We start from the raw sequence: 20,339 nt of genomic DNA on the forward strand, positions 1-20,339 counted from the left end.
ATCAGCGTTGCATAAAGAACAGATAGATCGGCATCGCCGCAAACCCAAAAGTGATCACGATGGCAAACGCCAGGCTGAACCACTTCACCCAACGTGCATAGCCAGGATGATAAAGGCCCAATGAACGAAAGCCGCTGTATACGCCATGGTGAAGATGAAACCCCAACGCACACACGGAAACGGTGTAGAACCCCACATACCACCAGCGACGGCAGGCAACAGCAACGACCGTGTACAGATCTCGATTGCCTTCCGGATCCTGCCCGACGGAATTGCCGAACTTGTACGGGTACCAGAAGTCCATCATGTGCACGATCAGAAACAGCAGGATGATGGCTCCGAGGATCCCCATCATCCGAGAATGCCACGGAGAAGACGCTTCCGGATCTTTTCCGACATAGCGATCACCGGCCGACTTGCGATTGGTAATAGCCAGCCCGACCGCCACGATTGAATGTGCGATGACGCAGAAATAAGTCACATAGGCGGCCGCTTTGATGACAAACAATTTCGACAGAAATTCGGCATACCAGTTGAACTTCAGTTGCGCATCGGGCATGGGAAGAAACAGCTGGATGTTGCCCAGCAGATGGATCACCAAAAAGATGCAAAGAAAGAAACCTGTGAGAGCCATCAGGTTTTTTCGAGCGACCGAAGAGAGCATTGGCTGATGTCGATGGAAGTACGGGATTGAAAAAGTATTGGCGAACAGGGTTCTGGCCAGGGCCCATTTACGCTCGCGCGGGGTTCACCGCATTGTCACGCGGTTCTTCAGCAAGTATCGCAGGCGAAGGGTTTCGGCTGACGCCCTGACCATCCATGTCGTAGTCACCTAAACCAAACGGACGGACCATTTCAAAACAGACGTCCTTACCGCGGAGAGCAATTCCGCACACCGCGCGCGATGATGCACACCAACCTGCCGTTGCGATGTGCTTAACTTTCGCTTTTACTCGGTCTGGGTGGACCTTCACCACCGTGTCCTTCAGTACTTTATTGAAGGATTCGACAATGCAGATCGCGTGCCAACTATCACATCCAGCTATTGCTTCGGCGGATGAGGCACTTCTACCCAGAACCAGCCTCGCAGGTCGTCTTCGTGAAATCCAGTGGCCTGATCGTTGGGGTACTGCAGCTTTAAAGCCGACTTAACGTCTTCCGCCAGCTGGTCTACCGGACCGTGACACAGCAGGCATTTCTTCTGCAGCCGGATCGGCAAAAATACGCCCAACGCATCATCGGACAATGAGACAAGTTGAGGCGTATCTGCCCGCGTCTCGACAAATTCAGTGGCCCAGTCAGGCGACGGATTCATGGAACTCCGCAGCTTGAACGAAGTGCGTCCGATGTCGACTTTGAATTCCCGCTTCACATTTTCGGCGATGGCCGGAGCTTCTGACTTACAGACATCGATTGCCGCTGCTGGCCCGTCCTTTTGAATGGCTTCAACCAATCGACCAGACAGCTTCGTCATCAGCGCATCTTTGGCGGCCAGAGCTGTTTCATGCTGTTGCCGCTGAACCGGCGTGAGCTGATCTGCAGATTCGATCACGACGGTTTCACCGACGTCTTCAGTTGAAGGCGCGGCGGGACTCGCCGTTTCCGTGGAAGAATCACCTTCCGGCTTCGCACAGCCAATCAGCGACATGCACATGGCCAGAGCGACTGTGGCCGTTCGTTTGTTAGTCATCGTATTCCTCATGGTCATCAAACAAGACCGATTCCTTTGTGATACGGTTGTCGGACGCAGCCAAATCGTGGCCACCAACAAATTGTGACTGGCGAAATCTCTGACACCCCGCCGACGTCGTGGCGAACACCAACGATTTGCCGATTGACAGGGCCTTCATCCTTCGACCTCGTTTGCGCTTAACGCAGCAATCATGCAACGCGTCGCGATGGTTCAGGATTGCAAACGCCATACCAGTCGCGCGTGTCATCTTCCGCGGCTGCTTTCATTCGACTTAGCAAACTTATGTGACGCTGCGGGAGAGAAGATGTCCGACGCTGCATTGTCGCGTAGCTCACAGATCGACCACCGTGGCGAGTCATGCGATTTTGCGGAATGTGTGCGAGGTACGACACATCCTGTGACACTGCTGACGCACGGCTAAGTCAGTCCGTGAAAACCATCATGCAAACACAATCGAAGTCTGCCCTGGTCCGGGCCCTGCAAGAATTGAATGTGCGAATACCGAACTCGTTGCACAGCCCGGACTTGACGTTTGTATGCGCGGTAATTGGCCTGGAAACGAGCCCAGCCCCGTGCTCAAATCCTTCGGCATTGCGTGTAACGAAAGCGAAGCGAATGGGACTCGGCACGACAATTGCAAACGCCGTATTGCCGATCATGGTGGTCGGATTTCCGCCCGGAATTTTCCAAGTGTACCGGCGGAATTCATACTGGACCTGCCGGGGTCTTCGAGCTTCTGGACGAGCGTCGGCGGGGTTTGTTCGTTTCGGGACTTGTGCAGAGGAGACCGGCATGCTGCAGGTCCGGTTACCAGGAAGTAACCCTTTTCAGATCGCGGTTAGTGAGTCCACGACGGAGTCTGCTCGACCATTGCGGGTGGCCGTTGCCGATGACGAGGCCGAGTTGCGAATCTACTTCGCTCGGGCACTTCCGCACCTGGGCTACACCGTCACTAAGATCGTCGCGACGGGCGAAGAGTTAGTAAAACAGTGTCAGCGATCTCCACCTGAAGTCGTCATCTGTGATGTGCAACTGGCAGGAATCAGCGGCCCGGAAGCGGTTGCCACCATTCGAGAACAGTTCTCAATTGCAGCCGTCTACATCACAGAGAATTCACATGAAGACAAGGCGGCTTCGGCTGCCGCATATTGCGGGATACTGACAAAACCATTTCGAATGCACGATCTGACGCCTGCGATACAACGGGCCGTTGCTGAACGCCCCGGATGACCGTGGGGATTATTCGAACGAAGTATTTTAGGAGACGAAACAATGATGGCCCCTCTTGATGTTTGCTTTCAAGCGATGGAACGCGACGAACGGGTGGTGTGCGAAATTGAAGCTCAAATCGCGGACCTGGAAGACCAATATGATTCGATTATTGGCTGCGACATCGTCGTCCATGGACCAGCCGCACGCGACCCGAAAACCTACGACAAAACCAACGGCCTGTACGACGTTCGACTCGTGCTGGCTCTCCCCTGTCGAGAAATCACGATCGAACGCGGACAAACCGCCGATGCCGACGTGTACACCGCGGTTGAAAAAGCGTTTCAGGCTGCGCGGAAGCAGTTCGAAGAATGGCTTGAAGAACGGCATCACCTGCACGAAGCGAGTTGAAGCAACCTGGCGACTTCTTCCAATGTAGAAATTACGCCGGGCCGACGGCGCCGTTCAAAATGGGCTGACCGTCGGCACACGACCTGCGGTGTATGTTCGGTGACGCGATCAATTCCCACACTCCTCAAGAAGTAACACGATGTCCAGTCAACAAAGTACGGTCAAAGACATGATCTCATCGCTGAAACGCCAGCGAGACGAATTGAAGTTGCAAATTCATCTTGGCAGCGCGGACGCAAAGGAAGAATGGGAGCGGCTGGATGAGAAGTTTCAAAGCCTGGTGTCACGCTTCGACCCATTGAAACAGGCGGTGGACGAGACGACCGAAGATGTTTGGGAGTCCCTGAAACTTGTCGCGGGTGAAGTGACAGACGGATTTCACCGCATTCGAAAGTCGCTCTGACGCGTGCCGTAAGTCACCATCGTTAGCATTCCTACTGCAGCAGCGTTCTCAGGTGCAGTTCTACGCAATCCGCAAGAATCGGCGGGTTGTAGCCGCCTTCCAAAACGCTCACCAATCGACCGTCGCAGTGTTCTTTGGCCACGTCCAGCGTCATGCACGTCAGGGCTTCGTAGTCTTCGGTTTCCAGTCCCAGCGAACCCTGCACGTCGGCGTGGTGAGCGTCAAAACCGGCGCTTAGCAGGACCAACTCGGGGCGACACTTTTGTGCGGCTTCTGTCAGCAGATCCCCAAAACGCGTCAGCAATTCCTTTCGCGGAATGCCGAAAGGCAGCGGCAGATTGAAGATCGTTCCCTTGCCATCAGCGGCACCGGTTTCATCGGCTAGTCCCGTGCCGGGGTAGAAGGGATGCCGATGGACGGACACGTAGTAAACGTCGTGGTCGCGATAAAAAATTCGCTGAGTTCCATTACCGTGATGCACGTCCCAATCGACGATCAGAATGCGGTGCAGATGATGGAACAGCCGCGCGTGCACGGCACCGATGGCTACGTTGTTAAACAGACAGAAGCCCATCGCCATGCCGGGTAGCGCATGATGTCCGGGCGGACGTACCAGGCAAACGGCCTGCCGATGAGTTCCCGTGAGAACTCGATCCACAGCGTCAACCACGCTGCCGACAGCCAGGCGCGCGACATCAAATGAGCGTTCGCTAAGAAACGTATCGGTGCCCATCCAGCCACCTCCGGCAGCCGCGAAGTCTTTAATTTTTTCTACGTGACGATTCGCATGGACGGTTTCAAGCTGTTCCGCCGTGGCTGCCTGCCATGCGGGGACCTCAAAGCTGGTGACCAGGCCTGACGATCGCAGTCGTTGATGCACCTGGCGCAAACGTTCGGGCGATTCCGGATGATCGCCGGTCGCGTGGTCCAGAAACTCAGGATTGAAATACAGGAGCGGCATTGGATAACTACGTTTCAGATTTGATGGCTGCATCTGATAGTGAAAGGCTCTCCGGGCTGGCGAGACCTATTTCCCGTTCCAGATACACGACGCCATCCTTCCGCTTTGTGACTTCGAACGTACGCCGTCGAAACGCGGCCAGCATGCGATGGTTGTTGAAGTCCGTTTCTGCCACGACCGATTGCAGTCCCCACTCTTCTGCCACCTGCAGACAATATTTCGTCAGCGCCGATCCCAGGCCCCTGTTCTGCCAGGGGTCGGCAACCAGCACGGCGAATTCGGCGTTCTCGTGATTGCTGTCTGCGACAAGTCGTCCAACGCCGGCGAGCTTCCGTTCTCCGTGGTCGTCAAGTTCTGCGACGATTGCCATTTCGCGATCGTAGTCAACAAAACAAAACCGCGTGGCGAATTCGTGAGTCGTCCGCTTCAACAGGTAGCGAAAACGAGCTCGAATCGTCTCGGGCGAACACGCCGCCAGCATCGCATGCCACATCGGTTCGTCCTCAGGCCGAATCGGGCGAAGCAACAGTCTTAAACCATCCTTCAGCGTGACTTCTGTTTTGAACTGGTCGGGATAGGGACGAATAGCCAGATGAGCAAACGGCTTCAGCGACTGCTGCGCGGCGTCGTGATCGATCACGGCACGTGCGTCCAGCGCTACCGTGCGTTCCGATGTGGCTACCAGCGGATTGATATCGAATTCCTGAATCTCAGGCGAATTCGCAATCAGATACGAAAAGCGAATCAACACTTCGATCAACCTGTCAATGTCGGCTCCCGGCTGACCGCGATAGCCTTCCAGCAACGGCCACGACCGCAGCGACTTCAGCATTCGTCGAGCCAGGCGTTCGTTCAGGGGCGGCAGCCCGAGTGCTCGATCGTTAAAACATTCGGCCGCCGTTCCTCCCGTGCCGACCAGCATCACTGTGCCGAATGTCGCATCCTGTTTAGCCCCGACGATTAGTTCCAAACCCTCTGTGTGTTTGAACATTTGTTGCACAGTCACGCCCGGAACGTCGGCGTCCGGTCGTTTCTGTTTGGCGTTTGTCTGGATCTGGTCGAAAGCCGTTCGCACGGCGTCTGCCTGACGCAAATTCAGGATCACGCCGCCGACATCCGTCTTATGAGTGATGTCCGGCGAGAACACTTTCAGCACCACCGGATAGCCCAGTTTATCGGCCGCCTCCACGGCTTCACGACGCGACGTGGCGACGAGTGTTTCGGTGACGGGAATTCCGTAGCGTTTGAGAATCGCTTTCGAGTCCGGTTCGGAAAGAACCGTTTGTCCAGCAACCGACTTCCGCCGCAGAAAACGCGAAATTAATCCGGGACGGGCGGCCAGCGGCGTCTCGGCGACTTTACGCGTTAAGCGTGGTTCGCCGCCAGGAAGTTCCTTCGGTGTTTCATACAGAATGTCCCGATTGCGTCCGTATTCCACAAGGTGCATGAACGCGCGGACGGCGTTTTCCGGTGTCGGGTATGTGGGTACGCCGGCCGCGTTTAGTAGACGAATTCCGGCTTCTACAGAAGCCCCGCCCATCCACGTGGCCAGCACCGGCTTGCGCACGTCTCGAGCCACCTCGCCAACCGCTTTTGCGATCGCAGTCGGATCAGTCATGGCCTGAGGCGACAGGACGACCAGAACCGCGTCGACATTGCGATCGGCCACAACCGGCCGCAGCGCTGCTGAGTATCGATCGTCTGTGGCATCGCCCAAAATGTCGACAGGGTTGCCACCGGACCAATAGGCAGGCAGTGCAGTGTTCAGCGTTCGCACTGTATCGTCAGACAACTGGGCGAGTTTGCCGCGTCGTTCCATCAACGCATCGGTGGCGATCACGCCTGGTCCACCGGCATTGGTCACGATAGCCAGGCAGGGACCGCGGGGCGGGGCATGGCGAGCCAGCAATTCGGCCGTGTCAAAAATTTCGCCGATGTCGAAGGCTCGCACGATTCCCGCGCGTTGAAAGGCGGCATCGTAAACCGCATCTTCGCCAGCCATGGCGCCGGTATGAGACGCTGCGGCCTTCGCCGATTCGGCGAACCGTCCGGACTTGTACACGACGATCGGCTTTGTCCGAGTGAAAGCTCTGGCCGCGGAAATGAATTCGCGTGCCTTTGTGATGGCTTCCACATACAGAACGATGGAATCGGTATGCCGATCGTTGGCGAAGTAATCGATCAAATTGGCGATGTCCACATCCAGCGTGTTGCCAACGGACACAAAGTTGCTGAAGCCAATCTGCTCGCGTTCTGCCCAATCCAGAATCGACGTACAGAGTGCTCCGGATTGCGAAATCAGTGCGACGCTGCCGGCCTGTGGTGTGGTCGCTGCGAAACTGGCGTTTAGTCGTAACCGGGGAACGATGACGCCCAGACAGTTTGGCCCGATAATTCGCAATTCCGGAAATTCGGCCGCCGCTGCCCGCAATTCGGCGGCCACCGCTGCGCCCGCTTCGCCGATTTCACGAAAGCCGGCCGACAGGATGATCATGCCATGGATTCCGGCCGTTCCGCAATCACGCACTAACTGCGGAACGCTGGCGGCCGGTGTGCAGACAATTGCCAGGTCGGGCGTGTTCGGCACATTTTCAATCGAAGAATACGCCTGAATCCCCTGCACCGATTCGCGTTTGTGATTGACAGGATACACCACGCCGTCGAATTCGTTGCCGATCAGATTCCGCAGCACGCTGTAGCCCACGCTGCTGCGACGGTCACTGGCTCCGATGACGGCGATGCGGCGTGGGTCGAAGATCTTTTCAAGATGGTGAACAGGCATTGAGTTCCTTTAACTGCCGCTGAGTTTCCCGTCATCAGTTTCCAGGCTTTCACCGTAGATCAGCCAGTATACCAACGGAATGACGATCAGCGTGAAGAACGTCGATGTCAACAGCCCAAAGATGATCGCCCACGCAAGACCAGAGAAGATAGGGTCCAGAGTAATCACCCAGTTACCCAACAGCGTGGTTCCAGCCGTCAGCAAGATGGGCCGAGTTCTCACGGCCACGCTGCGGATGATGGCTTCACGCAGTGACAATCCTTCGCTCTGGCCAATGTGAATAAAGTCGATCAGCACCACCGAATTTCTGACCACGATCCCCGACAAGGCAATCATGCCGATCATCGCTGTGGCAGTAAAGAACACGGGATTGGGATGACCACCAATCGGTCGGCTTGTGACTGTATTCAGCAGCCAGAACCCCGGCAGAATTCCGATCAGAGACAGAGGAATGGCCAGCATGATGACCACCGGCAGAATGCGCGAACCGGTTTGGAACATCAAAAGAACGAAGATCCCCACCAACGCCGCACCGAACGCCAGGCCGAGATCTCGGAAGACGTCTAGCGTGATTTTCCACTCACCTTCGCCCGCCCATTCGACGCGGATGCCGTCCGCGACGCGCCAGGGATCGCCACCGCCCGGGGACAGCCACGTGCGGTCCGCGGCGGCGCGACTGTCTACAGCTTGTCCATCAGGACTGCGGACATCGTCTTCGTTTCGGCGAAGATCAACGGAACCAAAGCTGGAAGTGCCAGCCTCCTGCCGATCCCATTGGATATCGATAATCGCATCCGCCGGAGCTCGTCCGGCAACGTCGGCGTACACATACGCGACTCGTTTCAGGTTCTTGTGATAGATCGTCTTGTCATCAGTTCGTTTGCGAAACTCTCCTAACGCTCCGAGCTGCACCATGCGGCCGGTTTCGCCCTTCACATACAATTCTTCCAGATCGTCAATGGCCGAACGCTGCCATGTTGGCAAACGCAGCTGCACCACCAGTGGGTCGACTTCGCTGGGAAGATGCAGCACCGTGGCAGGCAGTCCGTCCAAAGCAAGCTGCAATGTTTGAGCAATCGTGTCGGTAGAAACTCCGGACAATGCGGCCTTCGGTTTGTCTGTTTCGAACACCCACACGCTTTGGTCGGATTCCGCACTGACGTCGATATCCACCAGCCCGGGTTCTTTCTGCATGCGGTCCGCCAATTGATGCGATGCTGTAATCAAGTCGGCATACGGCACATCGTCGGGGCCGTAAACTTCAGCCGTAATCGTGGCCATCACAGGTGGCCCCGGAGGCGATTCGACCAGCTTGATGTTGGCCCCCATCGACGTCGCCAGTTCGCTCAAGCCATTGCGGATGCGCAAAATCATTTCGTGCGACTGGTGAACTCGAACATCTTTCGACACCAGGTTGACTCGAATGTCGGCAACGTTCGGCCCCTGTCGCAGAAAATAGTGCCGCACCATGCCGTTAAAGTCCATGGGCGACGCCGTTCCGACAACCGCCTGGTAGTCGCGTACTTCCGCTTCAGCCGACAGATAACGGCCCAGTTCACGAGCCACCGCGTCCGTGCGTTCCAGAGTCGTGCCTTCCGGAAGATCGATCACAATCTGAAATTCGTTCTTGTTGTCATAAGGCAGCATCTTCAGCGGCACCATTCGGAACGCGGGCAGAATTAACGCCGCCAACAGCAGCAGCCCGGTGCTCGCCAGAACGCTGTAGCTCATCCAGCGATGGTTCAGAAGAGGCGTCAGCATCCAGCGGAAGAAGCGATACAGTGGTCGTTTCGTGACGTCGAATTCTTCGGCCACCGAAGGGTCGTCAATGATCTTCCGCAGCGACACCATCGCCAGCCATGGCGTCAGCACGAAGGCCACCAGAGTCGACACGCTGACCGTCAGCGGAACGTTCAGCGCCATCGGCGCCATGTATGGCCCCATCATTCCGGTGATGAACGCCAAAGGCAGAAAGCTGGCGATGATGGCCAGAGTCGACAGAATCAACGCGGGACGTACTTCCTGAATCGCTCGTAACACGGACTTGCGAGCGGGAAACAACCGCAGCGTAAAATAGCGAGCCACATTTTCGACGTCCGTGATCGGATCGTCCACCAACAGCCCCAACGACAGAATCAAGGCAAACATCGTGACGCGGTTAATCGTGTAACCGGCCATCAGATTAATGAACAGCGTCAAGCTATAGCAAACAGGAATCGCCAGCGCGATGACCAACGCGGCTCGCCAGCCAAGCACGACTCCGATAAAGGCAATCACCGTCAGCACGGCGACGGCCAAACCTTCGACCAGTTCATTCACTTTGTCGTTCGCCGTTTCACCATAGTCTCGCGTCACGCGATAGTGAACTCCGTCGGGTAGCAGCGACTGCGACAGTTCCGCCAGTCGATCTTTCACATCGTCCGCCACCCAGACGGCGTTGGTTCCCTTGCGTTTCGCAATCGCGATGTTGACGGCGGGAAATGTCTCGAACGTCACGGCCGGATCCGCGCTTGCTGCCGCCCCGCTCGCATCATCGTCTTTCAGAAAGGGCAGGGCGGCGGGCGACGCTATCTCCGCCGCGCCGAAACCCATCCAGCTATAGCTTTCGGCTTCGGCCGGGCCGTCAATCACATCCGCCACGTCCTGCAGGTAAACGGGGCGTCCGTCGGTCACCGACACCACCAAGCGTTGAAGCTCGTTTGCGTCACGAACGAACGTACCTGCTTCTACGATGAAGTGTTCTTCCTGTTGGCCAAAGCCGTTTGACCGGCGATTGACGTTGCTGGCCCGCAGAGCGTTCGCGACCTGCAGAGCTGACACCTGCCGAGCCGCCAGCGCAGACGGATTCAGTTCGACGCGAATCTGCCGAGGCCGGCCACCCACCACCCACACGCGATTCGTGTTGGGAATCGCCTGCAGATCGTCCTGAATTTCTTCCGCCAAACGCCTTAGTTCGTGATCGCCATACAAATCGGTCCGATCCGACCACAGCGTCGCAACAACGATTGGTACGTCATCCACTTCGACGGGTTTGATCACCCATCCGGCGACGCCCGCAGGAATGTCGTCGACGTTGGAATACACCTTGTTATAAAGTTTGATCAGCGAATCTTCGCGATCCTCGCCGACATAAGACCGAACCGTCACAACTGACTGCCCTGGGCGAGACATCGAATAGACGTACTCGACACCATCGATCTGGTACAGCAGTTTTTCGACTTTCGTCGTGACCAATTGTTCGACTTCTTCAGCCGACAAGCCCGGCGCACTGATCAGCACATCAGCCATGGGAACGACAATCTGAGGCTCTTCTTCGCGCGGAGTCAGATACAGCGCGGCTGCTCCCAGCATCAGCGACACGATCGTCAACATGATGGCGATATCGCCGCGTAAAAAGACGTCGACGATACGAGTAAGAAACGGCATGGACTCGGCGTCGGCGGAGGAATCGTTAACAACATCCGGATTCGTCATGGCGACGTATCCTGAGAAGCAGATTCCAGCTGATTCGTTTCCCGCGTTCGCAGTACCACACGCTCTCCGGCCTTCACGCCGCTTAGCACTTCGACTCGCCCCGGCACTCCCAATCGCCCGGTGCGAATCATGCGGCGTTCCAAAGTTTCGTCGTCACGGACAACGTTAACAAACTCCAGTTGACCGATTTCCTGAATCGCATTCCTCGCCAAACACAGGTGCCGACGAACTCCTGCTGGAATCAGCAACCGCCCGAACATGCCTTCATACAAATCGTCCGTCCGCGGTAATGTGGCCTTCACCAGAAAGGACCGGCTGGGCGCATCGGCCTGAGGCACAATTTGATCGACAACCGCTTCAACGGTGCGGTTCAACGCATCGATCTGCACCTGCAGACGGTCGCCAACTTTTAGATTGACCGCCAGTTTTTCCAGCACGGGAGCTTCCAGCCGCAACGATGCCGCGTCATAAATGACCAGCAAAGGCTGACCGGGCCGAGCCGTATCGCCCGGTTCGGCCAGCCGGTCGACGACTCGACCGGCCTTCGGTGCCGTGATGGTTGTGTACGCCAGAATGATCTTTGCTTCGTCGATGGCCTGCCTTGCCTGAGATTCCTTAGCCGTGGCCACATCCAATTGAGCTTTGCGAGCATCAAAGTCAGATTGAGTTCCCACCTTGCGTTTCAGCAGTTCGGCCGCGCGTTCGAAATCGACGGCGGCCTGTTTGCGACTGGCAGTTGCCGCCAGCAATGCCTGCTCCGCCTGCTGTACGCGAGCCTCCATTTCGTCGCTGTCGAGCTGGATCAATACGTCGCCAGCCGCGACCAGATCTCCGGCCGAAACGTTGATCGACTTTATATCGGCCAACACACGCGCAGAAACTTCAGTCCGACTGGCGGCTTTCAGGGTTCCGACTGCTTCTTCGATGTAGTCTTTGTTGATCTCATGGACAACGTCCGTCGGCCGATCACCCAGCGTCGGACGGTCGACATCAGCACGTCCAGGTTCAATCTTGTCTGTAAACGCCCCCGACAGCCACGCGATGACCGCGACCAGCAGCCCAAGCCCGACAGCAGCAGGCAGGACAGTGCGAACGAACATCCGCAGAACTGACATGAACTTATCCATCGCAATGGCCACCATTCTCTAATGACAGCCCAAACTGTTGGGAAACATGATCGATAAGCCTGCTAAGGTTTAGAAGCCTCAACGGGCTGCGCGGCGGCGTCAAGAAAAACCTGATCCAGTTCCTTCAGCCGCGTTTCTTCCGCCTTCGAGACTTTGCCGATCCCCAGAATTCCGCCAGCCGCTTCTGCGACTTTGCGAGAGCGAATCATCGCTGCGTCGTGCAGTTTGCGGAAGGCGCTGACGGACAGAGTTGGCTGGACTGCATGGATGAAGTCTGACCACGCTTTAAACAGAGTGGCAGACGGCGGTGTCTTGAGCCAAACTCTGAGCAGTTCGTATGACGGCGTCTCCTCTGCGATTCCCTCCTGATCGGCGGCTTTCAGAACAGCGGCCCGTTCTGTGGTTTCCACAAATCCGTTTGCCCACGCAACATGAACGGCCGGAAACAAGGTCAAAGCGAGCAGAGATTGAGAAGTAATCTGCGCTTCGACTAACTCCTCCAACACACCGCGGTCGGTGATCCCCGTCGCTGCAGTGAGAGCCTCTTCCTCGGCTTCCACTCGCTGCTGATCCTTCAGCTTTTCGATCAGCTCAAGATCGACGCGATAGAAAAATTCGTCCTCAAGAGTACTGGCTCGTTTGCGAAATGAATCGTGCGACATAATCTCGCTCCTGTGATTGAGGGAATCGCCCAAAGACGACAGGGACTATGTTTACTTGTGGAGCAATTCCTATGCCCGAAGTCGTCGTCCGTCCGCCCTGAGCATAACGCATCACCACAATCGCTAAATATGTGCGGAATCGTCACTGATGTGCAGTTGAGCGCGCATCGAGCGGAGACGTCATACACGTTCGTGCCGACAGTCGTGCAACTCTAAAGCTGCGTCGCCGAACTCTTACCCCTGCGTCAACGCTTCGTACCCGGTGACGACGTCCAGCAGTTCTTCCGTGATGGTTGTCTGGCGCTGGCGAGAAAAGTCGGAGCGCAGTTCCTGCAGGCGGTCGTTGATATTGCGTTCCGCAGCCTGCATGGCGGCAATACGACTGGCGTTTTCTCCGGCCAGAGATTCCGCGCAGGCCTGGAACAGTGACACAAACAGAAACTGCTTAACCAGCCGCGAGAACAACACGTCTGAGTCCATCGTCCACAATGGCAAGGAGCGATTTGCGTTGTGAGGCGCGCTGGTTGAATCGTTTTCTGGAGGGACCGAATGTGAGTCAGCCGCATCGTGCTGCGTCTTCAGGCGTTCGAAGTTCAGTGGCAACAGCTGCATCACGTGTGGTTGCCACGACGATGATGTGAGTCGCCGGTTGTGAAACACAGAAATCCGCTGCAGGCTGTACCTGGCTCGCCATCCATCAATCGCAGCCAGCAGTTCCTGGACAAGTGGCGTGATACCGTCGACTGAACCGGGCAAAGAAAAGGTGTGGTGGATACCGAAGTTGGCGTCGCTTAGCTTGTCGGCCACTCGCTGACCGACGCAGATCACAGGTGCCTGCTGCGAAACTTCTTCGGCGCCAGCCAACAGCGAATCCATCGCAAATTGAGCCACCTGTTCGTTGAATTGGCCACACATCCCCTGGTCAGATCCAAACACGACGGCTCCCGTGCGACCGTTGGCGGCGGACTCCGTAAAGTCATCGCATGTGTGCCGCATCAGCATCGCGAGTCCCGTATCGATCGTCCGAGCGTACTCAGTGAGCGATTCCGTGGCGGTTTCGTATTGCCGAATACTGACAGCCGCCATGGCCTTCATCGTGCGAACCACGCTGCCCAGATCTTCGGCACTGGCGATGCTGCGTTTAAGGGATTCAAGCGTTTGCATGGATACGTTTTCTGGTGAGCCTCATCAGTCGTTTTCGTCGGCGATGGCGCGCCAATAGTCGAGACGACTTCTGCTACGAACCAATCACCTTTCCAATCGCTTCAAGCAATGAGGTCTTAACACCCTTGTCCAGTTTTTCGCCACGCGCCACGCGTTCACAAACTTCCGGCATTGCCGACGTGATCTGTGATTGAAGGCGCTCTTCCATCTTTCGCGTGTCCGCCAATGGCACATCGTCCAGCAACCCTTCGGTGACTGCCAGCAAAGGCACGATCTGAGCCGCGACTGACAGCGTCTCGTACTGAGGCTGCTTCAGAATCTCACGAACTCGGCGACCGCGTTCCAGAGTTGCTCGAGTGGCGTCGTCCAGACGACTGCTAAACCGCGAAAACGCCTCCAGTTCTTCAAACTGTGAATACGACAGACGCAGGTCACCCGCGACAGCTCGGTACGCCGGAAGTTGAGTCTTCCCGCCGACGCGCGAAACCGAACGGCCGACGTCCACAGCTGGCAGCAGGCCTTTCTGAAACAGATCTGGCGACAGATAGATCTGTCCGTCCGTGATCGAAATCAGATTGGTAGGAATGTAGGCCGAAAGGTTTTGAGCGTTCGTTTCGGCAATGGGCAGAGCCGTCAGCGATCCGCCACCGAGACGTTCATTCAAGTGAGTTGATCGTTCTAAAAGTCTTGAGTGCAAATAGAAGATGTCGCCAGGAAAGGCTTCTCGCCCCGGCGGACGGCGTAACAGCAGCGACAGTTCTCGGTAAGCACGCGCGTGAGATGTCAGGTCGTCGTACACGATCAGCACGTCTTTGCCCTGAGACATGAAGTACTCACCGATCGACGTGGCCGCAAACGGAGCCACATACTGCATCCCCGGAGACGAATCGCCTTCTGCCACAACAACCACGGTATGATCCAGCGAATCACGCTTCTTCAAATCGGATACGACCGAGGCGACAGCCGTGTTGCGGCGACCGATCGCGCAGTAGATGCAGATGACACCAGTGTCACGCTGATTCAAAATCGTATCGACGGCGATCGCTGTCTTGCCGGTCTGCCGATCGCCGACAATCAGTTCTCGCTGCCCTCGACCAATGGGCACCAATGCATCGACAACTTTGATCCCGGTTTGCAACGGCACGGTCACCGGCAAACGGTCAAGAATCGCAGCCGCATCCTGTTCGCAGACGCGCCGTTCATGAGCCTCCACCGGGCCGCGCCGATCGAGCGGCCTTCCCAACGGATCGATGACTCGCCCGAGCAGTCCTTCGCCGACAGGAACATCCAGCAGTCGCCCGGTGCGGCGAACTTCATCGCCGGCAGCAAGCTGCCCGTCGGTTTCGAGCTGGACGATCCCAACTTCGTCGCGGTCCAGATTGAACACCATGCCAGATCGCCCGCCTGGCAACTTCAGCAGTTCCTCTGACTGCACATGAGGCAACCCGCTGACTCGAGCGACCCCACGAGCCACGCTGGTGACGGTGCCGACTTCCATCGGCCGCAGCTGGCTTCGCTGCTGATTCAGCACGCGATCGAAGGCGTCACGTGTGGGTTGCAGAATTTGTTGAGTAATCGAATCAGGCATGGATGTTCAAACTGGAAGTGTGCAAAGTTTGGCCTTCACGCTACGCCTTCCGGAATCGCATTTTCTACGGCATCGATAAGGTCCGATTCCACTTTCGCCAACGCATCACGAATACTCCACGCCAGCTTGCAACCGGGAGCATGCAGTTCGATACCGCACACAAGTTTGTCATTGACTCGGAAATCCACACCGCCATTTTCGTCCGCCAGGCTCTGTATTCTATTGACAATTTCTAATTGCTCATCGCCTGACAGATCGTGCGAGGTCTCAATCACTAGACCGTCTTTGCGTAATGCGGCCGCAATGGGTTCGATGGTGGTCGCGTCGGCGTTCGTAAGCTCCGACAGAAAACGTTCCACCATACGAGTCTGCAGACGTTCGTCAGACAGATCCTGTAACAGGTGACGGCTCACGTCAGTGGCATGCTGCGATACCTGAAGTTGCAGTTCTTTGAGTAACGTTTGTTTTTCACGAGCCAGCGAACGCTGCCACTGAGTCTTCGCAGTAGCAACTTCCTCACGGCTGCGCTGCATCTGCTGCTTCTGCCATTCGTCGGCCGCCTGCCTGGCCTCTTCCAGCGATTTGTCGCGTGTGGCGTTTAGCTGCTGAAGCTGTAATTCATAGTCTTTGCGAATCGCTTCGGCCTGAGCGGTCGCGTCTGCAGCTTCCGCCTGTCGTGCTGCCATGGCGTCTTCGCGTTTTTGCATCGCGTTCAGGATCGGACCGTACAGGAATCGCTTCAACAACCAAATCAGGATCAGGAAGTTGATGATCTGCGCGACAAATGTAAACCAGTCGATAGTCATCTCACTACGAGCTCAGAAACGGATTGGCGAATAGTAAAATCATCGACACGACGAAACAGTAGATGGCCGTCGATTCCACCATCGCCAGACCGACAAACAGGGTTCTCGTGATCGTGTTGGCTTCGTCCGGTTGCTGCGCGATGGCCGACAATGCCTGCGCTAACGCTCGGCCTTCACCCAGCGCCGGTGCGATTGAGCCAATCGAAATTGTGAGCCCCGCTGTGACAATCGAAGCCACGGAAATCAGCGTATTGGAGTCCATGATTATCTTTCAACCTGAGTTGCCGAGGCGATGTACACCATGGCCAGCACAGAAAAAATGTAGGCCTGAATCATGCCGGTCAGCAGTCCAAACAGCTGCATCAACACGGGAATAAACAACGGCACGAAGCCGAGCAGAATGGCAGCAATCACCGTGCCGCTCATCATATTTCCGTACAAACGCACGGCCAGGGCGAGTGTCCGAGACAGCTCACCGATGACGTTAAAGGGCAGCATCAATATCGATGGCTGCAGGTACTGTTGCAGGTAGTTCCAAACGCCTTTGCGAGCGATCCCGAACATCGGCACAGCCACGAACACGCAGGTTGCCAGAGCGGCCGTCGTCGACAGTGAACCTGTGGGAGGTGTGTAGCCAGGAAAGATGGACAGCAAGTTCGCGAATGCCAGAAACAGAAACAGCGATCCGACAAACGGCATATAACGTTCCGGTTCACGGCCGCCCACATCCCGAATCTGATCGCGCAATGCAGACACCAGAATTTCCAGCACGTGTTGTCCCTTCGACAGTTTGGTTCCCGTCGAAAGTCGGCGCGTGACCAGCCATGAAATTCCGACCAGCAGCACCATGACCAGCCAGGTAAACAGGATCGTGCGGTTCAGCCCCACTGGCCCCCATTGCCACAACACGGCATCCGGAGAAATCTGAATATCGTTCCCGCTACTCACTTCCCGCTCCTCGAAGAACGCTCCTGCCATGCGTCGCCAGCAAACGCACGCCGACGAATCCCAATAAGCAAGCAACCATCGCCCCGGCATCGCCGTTGCTGAAGTACCAGACGCCCCAACACACGATCGCCGTTCGTAGAATCATGCTTGAAATCGCCAGCAGACCAGGCCGTTTCGACGTCGGTAGCTTGCGGACAGTCGCCCACAGACCACCGAAAAAGATGACGCCTAAGACCATGCCCACGACAATCATGATTCCGTATTGAATTAGCGGATAATCCATTACCGCACCCCGCCTTCGTCTCTCAGCCAGCGCCACGCATTCCAACACCCGATAAACAGCCCCAGCAACAAAAGCATCAACGTCCACGATCGACGACTTTCGAATCTCGCGTCAATCCACACACCAACGGCGGCCCCCATCAATGTCGGAATCGCCACCGACCAGCCCACCAGCCCGAACATTCCGAGACCGAACCAAACTTTATGGCCCTGTTCGTTTTTCGCCTTAATGCGGCGAGCTTCCTTCTTTGCAATTTCCTTTTCAACGTCATCCGACATACGGCCGCTCCTCCAACGCCAGAAACCGACGCACGAAATCGGCTTCCAGTCGAGCCACCGCAGAGACAGCCTGCTTTTCTCGCTCATCAACCGTTTCAAAATGTTGATGAACCTGCTCCCGAAGACTGCCCAGATCGTGGCCTTCCACGCCGAATTCCACCGACACCAACACGTCAGATCCTGTCTTCACAAGCACGCCATCGGCAACTCCTGCGTAGTGATCGCGTCCATCGGACGTTGTGTAGGTCAGAATGCCGGGGGCAAGCGAAGTGACGAAATTGACGTGTCGAGGCAGCAAGCAAAACGAACCGTTCTCCGCTTCGGCGACAACCTTCGTGACTGGCACGTCGACCAAAACATTTGTCGGCAGCAGGATTTGCAGATCCATCATGCCACCGCCTCCGCCGCGACTTCGTCGACCTTACCGATCATGTACAAAGCGCGTTCCGGCAGGTCGGCAAATTCATCGTTCAGAATCCGTTCGCAGCCGTTTAAAGTTTCCGACAACGGCACCATGCGACCGCTGTGCCCGGTAAATTGCTCGGTGGTAAAGAACGGTTGCGTCAGGAAGCGTTCCAGGCGGCGAGCCTGATTGACGGTCTGGCGATCCTGGCGAGACAGCTCTTCCAGCCCCAGCATCGCGATGATGTCCTTCAGTTCTTCGTACTGAGCCAGCGTTCGGCGAACGTCCTGACTGATACGATAGTGCCGATCACCCACGACAGGCGGCATCAGCATTTTGGAACCTGATTCCAGCGGATCGATCGCCGGATACAAACCCTGAGCTGCTCGCTTACGCGACAGCACCACGCTGGACGACAGGTGAGCGAACGTATGAACGGCGGCCGGATCAGTAAAGTCGTCGGCCGGAACATACACCGCCTGCACCGACGTGATCGCTCCGTTGGCTGTTGAGCAGATGCGTTCTTCCAGGCCCGCCAGGTCTGATGCCAAAGTCGGTTGATAGCCAACTCGTGATGGCAGTTCGCCCATCAGTCCCGACACTTCCATGCCCGCCTGCACAAATCGAAAGATGTTGTCGATCAGCAGCAACACGTCCTGCCGCCGATCGTCGCGAAAGTATTCGGCCATCGTCAACGCCGCGTGGCCCACGCGATAGCGAGCTCCCGGGGGTTCGTTCATCTGACCGAACAGCATGATGGTCTTATCCAGCACGCCAGCGGCTTTCATTTCGCGAAACAGTTCTTCCGCTTCGCGACAGCGTTCGCCGATCCCGCAAAACAAACTGACTCCGTGATGCTGCCCGACCACATTGTTGATCAGTTCGGTGATCAGCACCGTCTTGCCGACGCCTGCTCCACCAAACAATCCCGCTTTGCCGCCACGTTCCAGCGGCGTCAGCAGATCGATCGCCTTAATCCCCGTCTCGAACACCGTCGCATCAGCGCCGCGTTCAGCCAGATCGGGCGACGGTTGATGGATGGAACGCAGCTGTGCGTTTTCCAGAGCCGGTTCGCGATCGATCGCCTGCCCAAAGACGTTAAACATCCGTCCCAGCAATTTGTCACCCACAGGCACCTGCAGCGGATGCTGAGTGTCGACGATTGAATCGCCTCGACTGAGTCCTCGCGTCGGCGTCAGAGCGATTCCTCGAATCGTGTCTTCGTCAAGATGAGACAGCACCTCAACAACGATGGTTTGATCCGGACCGGTGCGAAGCTCAGAATTCATGTCTGGCAGCCGATCCGCAAACACCGCGTCCACAACGCTGCCACGCACGGAAACAATGGTTCCGTGATGTTGCGAGTTGGTGACTTGAGGATCGAGAGTGCTCATGACATTCCGGTTGGTGTTTGAAGAATCCGGCCGCCACTGCTGAATTCACGTTCAATGGCGTCCGGACAAAAATCGTTGCTCTCCTCAACACAAACTCCGCAGCGCTAATCCCACAGCGCAGCAAGCAAGTCGTCCTTCACAAGCTTCAAACACAGCGCCCCCCTGTGCTTCAGCGAGACACTGATGCCGTGCATCGCCTCCGGCTTCGGCTTCGGGTTAAACGCAGTGGACCCCGGTGCTGAAGTGAGCGAAGACTCCTGCCTGTTCTATGCAAGATAGTGCGACAAAAACTGTGTCATCCGCTGAGGACTTACGATCCCAATCGGCCGCTGGTCCGCATCGATGACCGGCACGTGGCGAAGACCACTGACCGCCATGATAGAAAGCACCTTCGCTGTCGAATCGTGTTGGTGCACGAACACAGGATTCGCGGTCATGACAGCTCGTATCGGCCCGTCAATCACGTCGTCGTATTCCAGGCACACTTTGTCCAGCACATCGCGATCGCCGAAGATGCCGACAAGTTTGCCATCTTCCTGCACCAGCACGCATGCGATTTGGCGGCCCACCATCAACTTCATGGTTTCGCGAACCGACGTGCTGGCCTCGATGCACGTCATCGGCTGTGCCTGAATGCTTTCGACGGTCTTTTCGTGCAACGCCTGCTCAACAGGGTCATCGAAATTCGGGCCATCGTAGTTTTCCAACGGATCTTCAAAACTACCAGAGTCGGTTTGATTGGAGTCGGCCATC

General features: G+C 56.5%; 22 protein-coding genes. 3 read left to right on the forward strand and 19 right to left on the reverse strand.

Annotated features, from left to right (window positions below):
• Position 1 precedes the first annotated feature (1 nt).
• The 4 genes from Fuma_RS22895 to Fuma_RS35420 form a co-directional block, all read right to left on the reverse strand.
• A complete protein-coding gene (locus tag Fuma_RS22895; protein ID WP_077026163.1) occupies positions 2-664 on the reverse strand; it encodes a succinate dehydrogenase cytochrome b subunit in 663 nt (220 codons plus the stop codon).
• 67 nt (positions 665-731) lie between these two features.
• Positions 732-974: a hypothetical protein gene (locus Fuma_RS22900; RefSeq protein ID WP_145944320.1), complete on the reverse strand. Its 243-nt coding sequence runs from the start codon at positions 972-974 to the stop codon at positions 732-734.
• A gap of 68 nt (positions 975-1,042) precedes the next feature.
• Complete coding sequence (locus tag Fuma_RS22905) at positions 1,043-1,690, reverse strand: c-type heme family protein (protein ID WP_158521103.1); 648 nt, start codon at positions 1,688-1,690, stop codon at positions 1,043-1,045.
• Positions 1,683-1,850 carry a hypothetical protein gene (locus Fuma_RS35420; RefSeq protein WP_158521104.1) on the reverse strand — a complete coding sequence of 56 codons (168 nt, stop codon included), beginning with the start codon at positions 1,848-1,850 and terminating at the stop codon, positions 1,683-1,685. The genes Fuma_RS22905 and Fuma_RS35420 overlap by 8 nt, the downstream gene beginning before the upstream one ends.
• Before the next feature lie 635 nt (positions 1,851-2,485).
• On the opposite strand from Fuma_RS35420, the gene Fuma_RS35425 reads away from it, so the two are divergent.
• The 3 genes from Fuma_RS35425 to Fuma_RS22925 all read left to right on the forward strand — a co-directional run bounded on the left by Fuma_RS35425 (position 2,486) and on the right by Fuma_RS22925 (position 3,716).
• Positions 2,486-2,923 carry a response regulator gene (locus Fuma_RS35425; RefSeq protein ID WP_158521105.1) on the forward strand — a complete coding sequence of 146 codons (438 nt, stop codon included), beginning with the start codon at positions 2,486-2,488 and terminating at the stop codon, positions 2,921-2,923.
• A gap of 42 nt (positions 2,924-2,965) precedes the next feature.
• Positions 2,966-3,313, forward strand: coding sequence for a hypothetical protein (locus Fuma_RS22920; RefSeq protein ID WP_145944321.1), 348 nt, complete (start codon positions 2,966-2,968; stop codon positions 3,311-3,313).
• Between the two features lie 139 nt (positions 3,314-3,452).
• The gene (locus Fuma_RS22925; protein WP_077026168.1) at positions 3,453-3,716 is read left to right on the forward strand and encodes a hypothetical protein; all 264 of its coding nucleotides are present in this window, start codon (positions 3,453-3,455) and stop codon (positions 3,714-3,716) included.
• A gap of 31 nt (positions 3,717-3,747) precedes the next feature.
• Here Fuma_RS22925 and Fuma_RS22930 read toward each other — a convergent pair whose 3' ends face one another.
• From Fuma_RS22930 to Fuma_RS23000, 15 genes are all read right to left on the reverse strand, one after another.
• Positions 3,748-4,677: a histone deacetylase family protein gene (locus Fuma_RS22930; RefSeq protein ID WP_083732254.1), complete on the reverse strand. Its 930-nt coding sequence runs from the start codon at positions 4,675-4,677 to the stop codon at positions 3,748-3,750.
• A gap of 7 nt (positions 4,678-4,684) precedes the next feature.
• Entirely contained in the window at positions 4,685-7,459 is a 2,775-nt protein-coding gene (locus tag Fuma_RS22935; RefSeq protein ID WP_077026170.1) for a bifunctional acetate--CoA ligase family protein/GNAT family N-acetyltransferase, read from the reverse strand.
• Positions 7,460-7,468: 9 nt separating this feature from the next.
• Positions 7,469-10,933, reverse strand: coding sequence for an efflux RND transporter permease subunit (locus tag Fuma_RS22940; RefSeq protein WP_077026171.1), 3,465 nt, complete (start codon positions 10,931-10,933; stop codon positions 7,469-7,471).
• Positions 10,930-12,048 (reverse strand): efflux RND transporter periplasmic adaptor subunit, encoded by a 1,119-nt coding sequence (locus Fuma_RS22945; protein WP_218922263.1) that lies wholly within the window; start codon positions 12,046-12,048, stop codon positions 10,930-10,932. Before Fuma_RS22945 ends, Fuma_RS22940 begins: the two co-directional genes overlap by 4 nt.
• Before the next feature lie 74 nt (positions 12,049-12,122).
• Positions 12,123-12,722 (reverse strand): hypothetical protein, encoded by a 600-nt coding sequence (locus Fuma_RS22950; RefSeq protein WP_077026172.1) that lies wholly within the window; start codon positions 12,720-12,722, stop codon positions 12,123-12,125.
• A gap of 234 nt (positions 12,723-12,956) precedes the next feature.
• Entirely contained in the window at positions 12,957-13,886 is a 930-nt protein-coding gene (locus Fuma_RS22955) for a F0F1 ATP synthase subunit gamma (RefSeq protein WP_077026173.1), read from the reverse strand.
• 73 nt (positions 13,887-13,959) lie between these two features.
• The gene (locus tag Fuma_RS22960; RefSeq protein WP_077026174.1) at positions 13,960-15,474 is read right to left on the reverse strand and encodes an alternate F1F0 ATPase, F1 subunit alpha; all 1,515 of its coding nucleotides are present in this window, start codon (positions 15,472-15,474) and stop codon (positions 13,960-13,962) included.
• A 35-nt stretch (positions 15,475-15,509) separates the two neighbouring features.
• Positions 15,510-16,280 (reverse strand): F0F1 ATP synthase subunit B family protein, encoded by a 771-nt coding sequence (locus tag Fuma_RS22965; RefSeq protein WP_077026175.1) that lies wholly within the window; start codon positions 16,278-16,280, stop codon positions 15,510-15,512.
• Between the two features lie 4 nt (positions 16,281-16,284).
• The gene (locus tag Fuma_RS22970; protein WP_077026176.1) at positions 16,285-16,542 is read right to left on the reverse strand and encodes a F0F1 ATP synthase subunit C; all 258 of its coding nucleotides are present in this window, start codon (positions 16,540-16,542) and stop codon (positions 16,285-16,287) included.
• 2 nt (positions 16,543-16,544) lie between these two features.
• Positions 16,545-17,210 (reverse strand): F0F1 ATP synthase subunit A, encoded by a 666-nt coding sequence (locus tag Fuma_RS22975; RefSeq protein WP_077028497.1) that lies wholly within the window; start codon positions 17,208-17,210, stop codon positions 16,545-16,547.
• Between the two features lie 10 nt (positions 17,211-17,220).
• Complete coding sequence (locus Fuma_RS22980) at positions 17,221-17,511, reverse strand: ATP synthase subunit I (protein ID WP_077026177.1); 291 nt, start codon at positions 17,509-17,511, stop codon at positions 17,221-17,223.
• Complete coding sequence (locus Fuma_RS22985) at positions 17,511-17,789, reverse strand: AtpZ/AtpI family protein (RefSeq protein ID WP_077026178.1); 279 nt, start codon at positions 17,787-17,789, stop codon at positions 17,511-17,513. Before Fuma_RS22985 ends, Fuma_RS22980 begins: the two co-directional genes overlap by 1 nt.
• Entirely contained in the window at positions 17,779-18,180 is a 402-nt protein-coding gene (locus Fuma_RS22990; protein ID WP_229360720.1) for a F0F1 ATP synthase subunit epsilon, read from the reverse strand. The genes Fuma_RS22985 and Fuma_RS22990 overlap by 11 nt, the downstream gene beginning before the upstream one ends.
• Complete coding sequence (gene atpD / locus Fuma_RS22995; protein WP_077026180.1) at positions 18,177-19,586, reverse strand: F0F1 ATP synthase subunit beta; 1,410 nt, start codon at positions 19,584-19,586, stop codon at positions 18,177-18,179. Before atpD ends, Fuma_RS22990 begins: the two co-directional genes overlap by 4 nt.
• 266 nt (positions 19,587-19,852) lie before the next feature.
• Positions 19,853-20,338 (reverse strand): CBS domain-containing protein, encoded by a 486-nt coding sequence (locus Fuma_RS23000; protein ID WP_077026181.1) that lies wholly within the window; start codon positions 20,336-20,338, stop codon positions 19,853-19,855.
• Position 20,339: the final 1 nt, after the last annotated feature.

Source organism: Fuerstiella marisgermanici (assembly GCF_001983935.1).
Taxonomy (GTDB): Bacteria; Planctomycetota; Planctomycetia; order Planctomycetales; family Planctomycetaceae; genus Fuerstiella; species Fuerstiella marisgermanici.

Coding starts and splice junctions, on each gene's coding strand:
- Fuma_RS22895 (WP_077026163.1), bottom strand. CDS start 664: ATGCTCTCTTCGGTCGCTCGAAAAAACCTGATGGCTCTCACAGGTTTC.
- Fuma_RS22905 (WP_158521103.1), bottom strand. CDS start 1,690: ATGACTAACAAACGAACGGCCACAGTCGCTCTGGCCATGTGCATGTCG.
- Fuma_RS35420 (WP_158521104.1), bottom strand. CDS start 1,850: ATGAAGGCCCTGTCAATCGGCAAATCGTTGGTGTTCGCCACGACGTCG.
- Fuma_RS35425 (WP_158521105.1), top strand. CDS start 2,486: ATGCTGCAGGTCCGGTTACCAGGAAGTAACCCTTTTCAGATCGCGGTT.
- Fuma_RS22920 (WP_145944321.1), top strand. CDS start 2,966: ATGATGGCCCCTCTTGATGTTTGCTTTCAAGCGATGGAACGCGACGAA.
- Fuma_RS22925 (WP_077026168.1), top strand. CDS start 3,453: ATGTCCAGTCAACAAAGTACGGTCAAAGACATGATCTCATCGCTGAAA.
- Fuma_RS22930 (WP_083732254.1), bottom strand. CDS start 4,677: ATGCCGCTCCTGTATTTCAATCCTGAGTTTCTGGACCACGCGACCGGC.
- Fuma_RS22935 (WP_077026170.1), bottom strand. CDS start 7,459: ATGCCTGTTCACCATCTTGAAAAGATCTTCGACCCACGCCGCATCGCC.
- Fuma_RS22940 (WP_077026171.1), bottom strand. CDS start 10,933: ATGACGAATCCGGATGTTGTTAACGATTCCTCCGCCGACGCCGAGTCC.
- Fuma_RS22945 (WP_218922263.1), bottom strand. CDS start 12,048: ATGTCAGTTCTGCGGATGTTCGTTCGCACTGTCCTGCCTGCTGCTGTC.
- Fuma_RS22950 (WP_077026172.1), bottom strand. CDS start 12,722: ATGTCGCACGATTCATTTCGCAAACGAGCCAGTACTCTTGAGGACGAA.
- Fuma_RS22955 (WP_077026173.1), bottom strand. CDS start 13,886: ATGCAAACGCTTGAATCCCTTAAACGCAGCATCGCCAGTGCCGAAGAT.
- Fuma_RS22960 (WP_077026174.1), bottom strand. CDS start 15,474: ATGCCTGATTCGATTACTCAACAAATTCTGCAACCCACACGTGACGCC.
- Fuma_RS22965 (WP_077026175.1), bottom strand. CDS start 16,280: ATGACTATCGACTGGTTTACATTTGTCGCGCAGATCATCAACTTCCTG.
- Fuma_RS22970 (WP_077026176.1), bottom strand. CDS start 16,542: ATGGACTCCAATACGCTGATTTCCGTGGCTTCGATTGTCACAGCGGGG.
- Fuma_RS22980 (WP_077026177.1), bottom strand. CDS start 17,511: ATGGATTATCCGCTAATTCAATACGGAATCATGATTGTCGTGGGCATG.
- Fuma_RS22985 (WP_077026178.1), bottom strand. CDS start 17,789: ATGTCGGATGACGTTGAAAAGGAAATTGCAAAGAAGGAAGCTCGCCGC.
- Fuma_RS22990 (WP_229360720.1), bottom strand. CDS start 18,180: ATGATGGATCTGCAAATCCTGCTGCCGACAAATGTTTTGGTCGACGTG.
- atpD (WP_077026180.1), bottom strand. CDS start 19,586: ATGAGCACTCTCGATCCTCAAGTCACCAACTCGCAACATCACGGAACC.
- Fuma_RS23000 (WP_077026181.1), bottom strand. CDS start 20,338: ATGGCCGACTCCAATCAAACCGACTCTGGTAGTTTTGAAGATCCGTTG.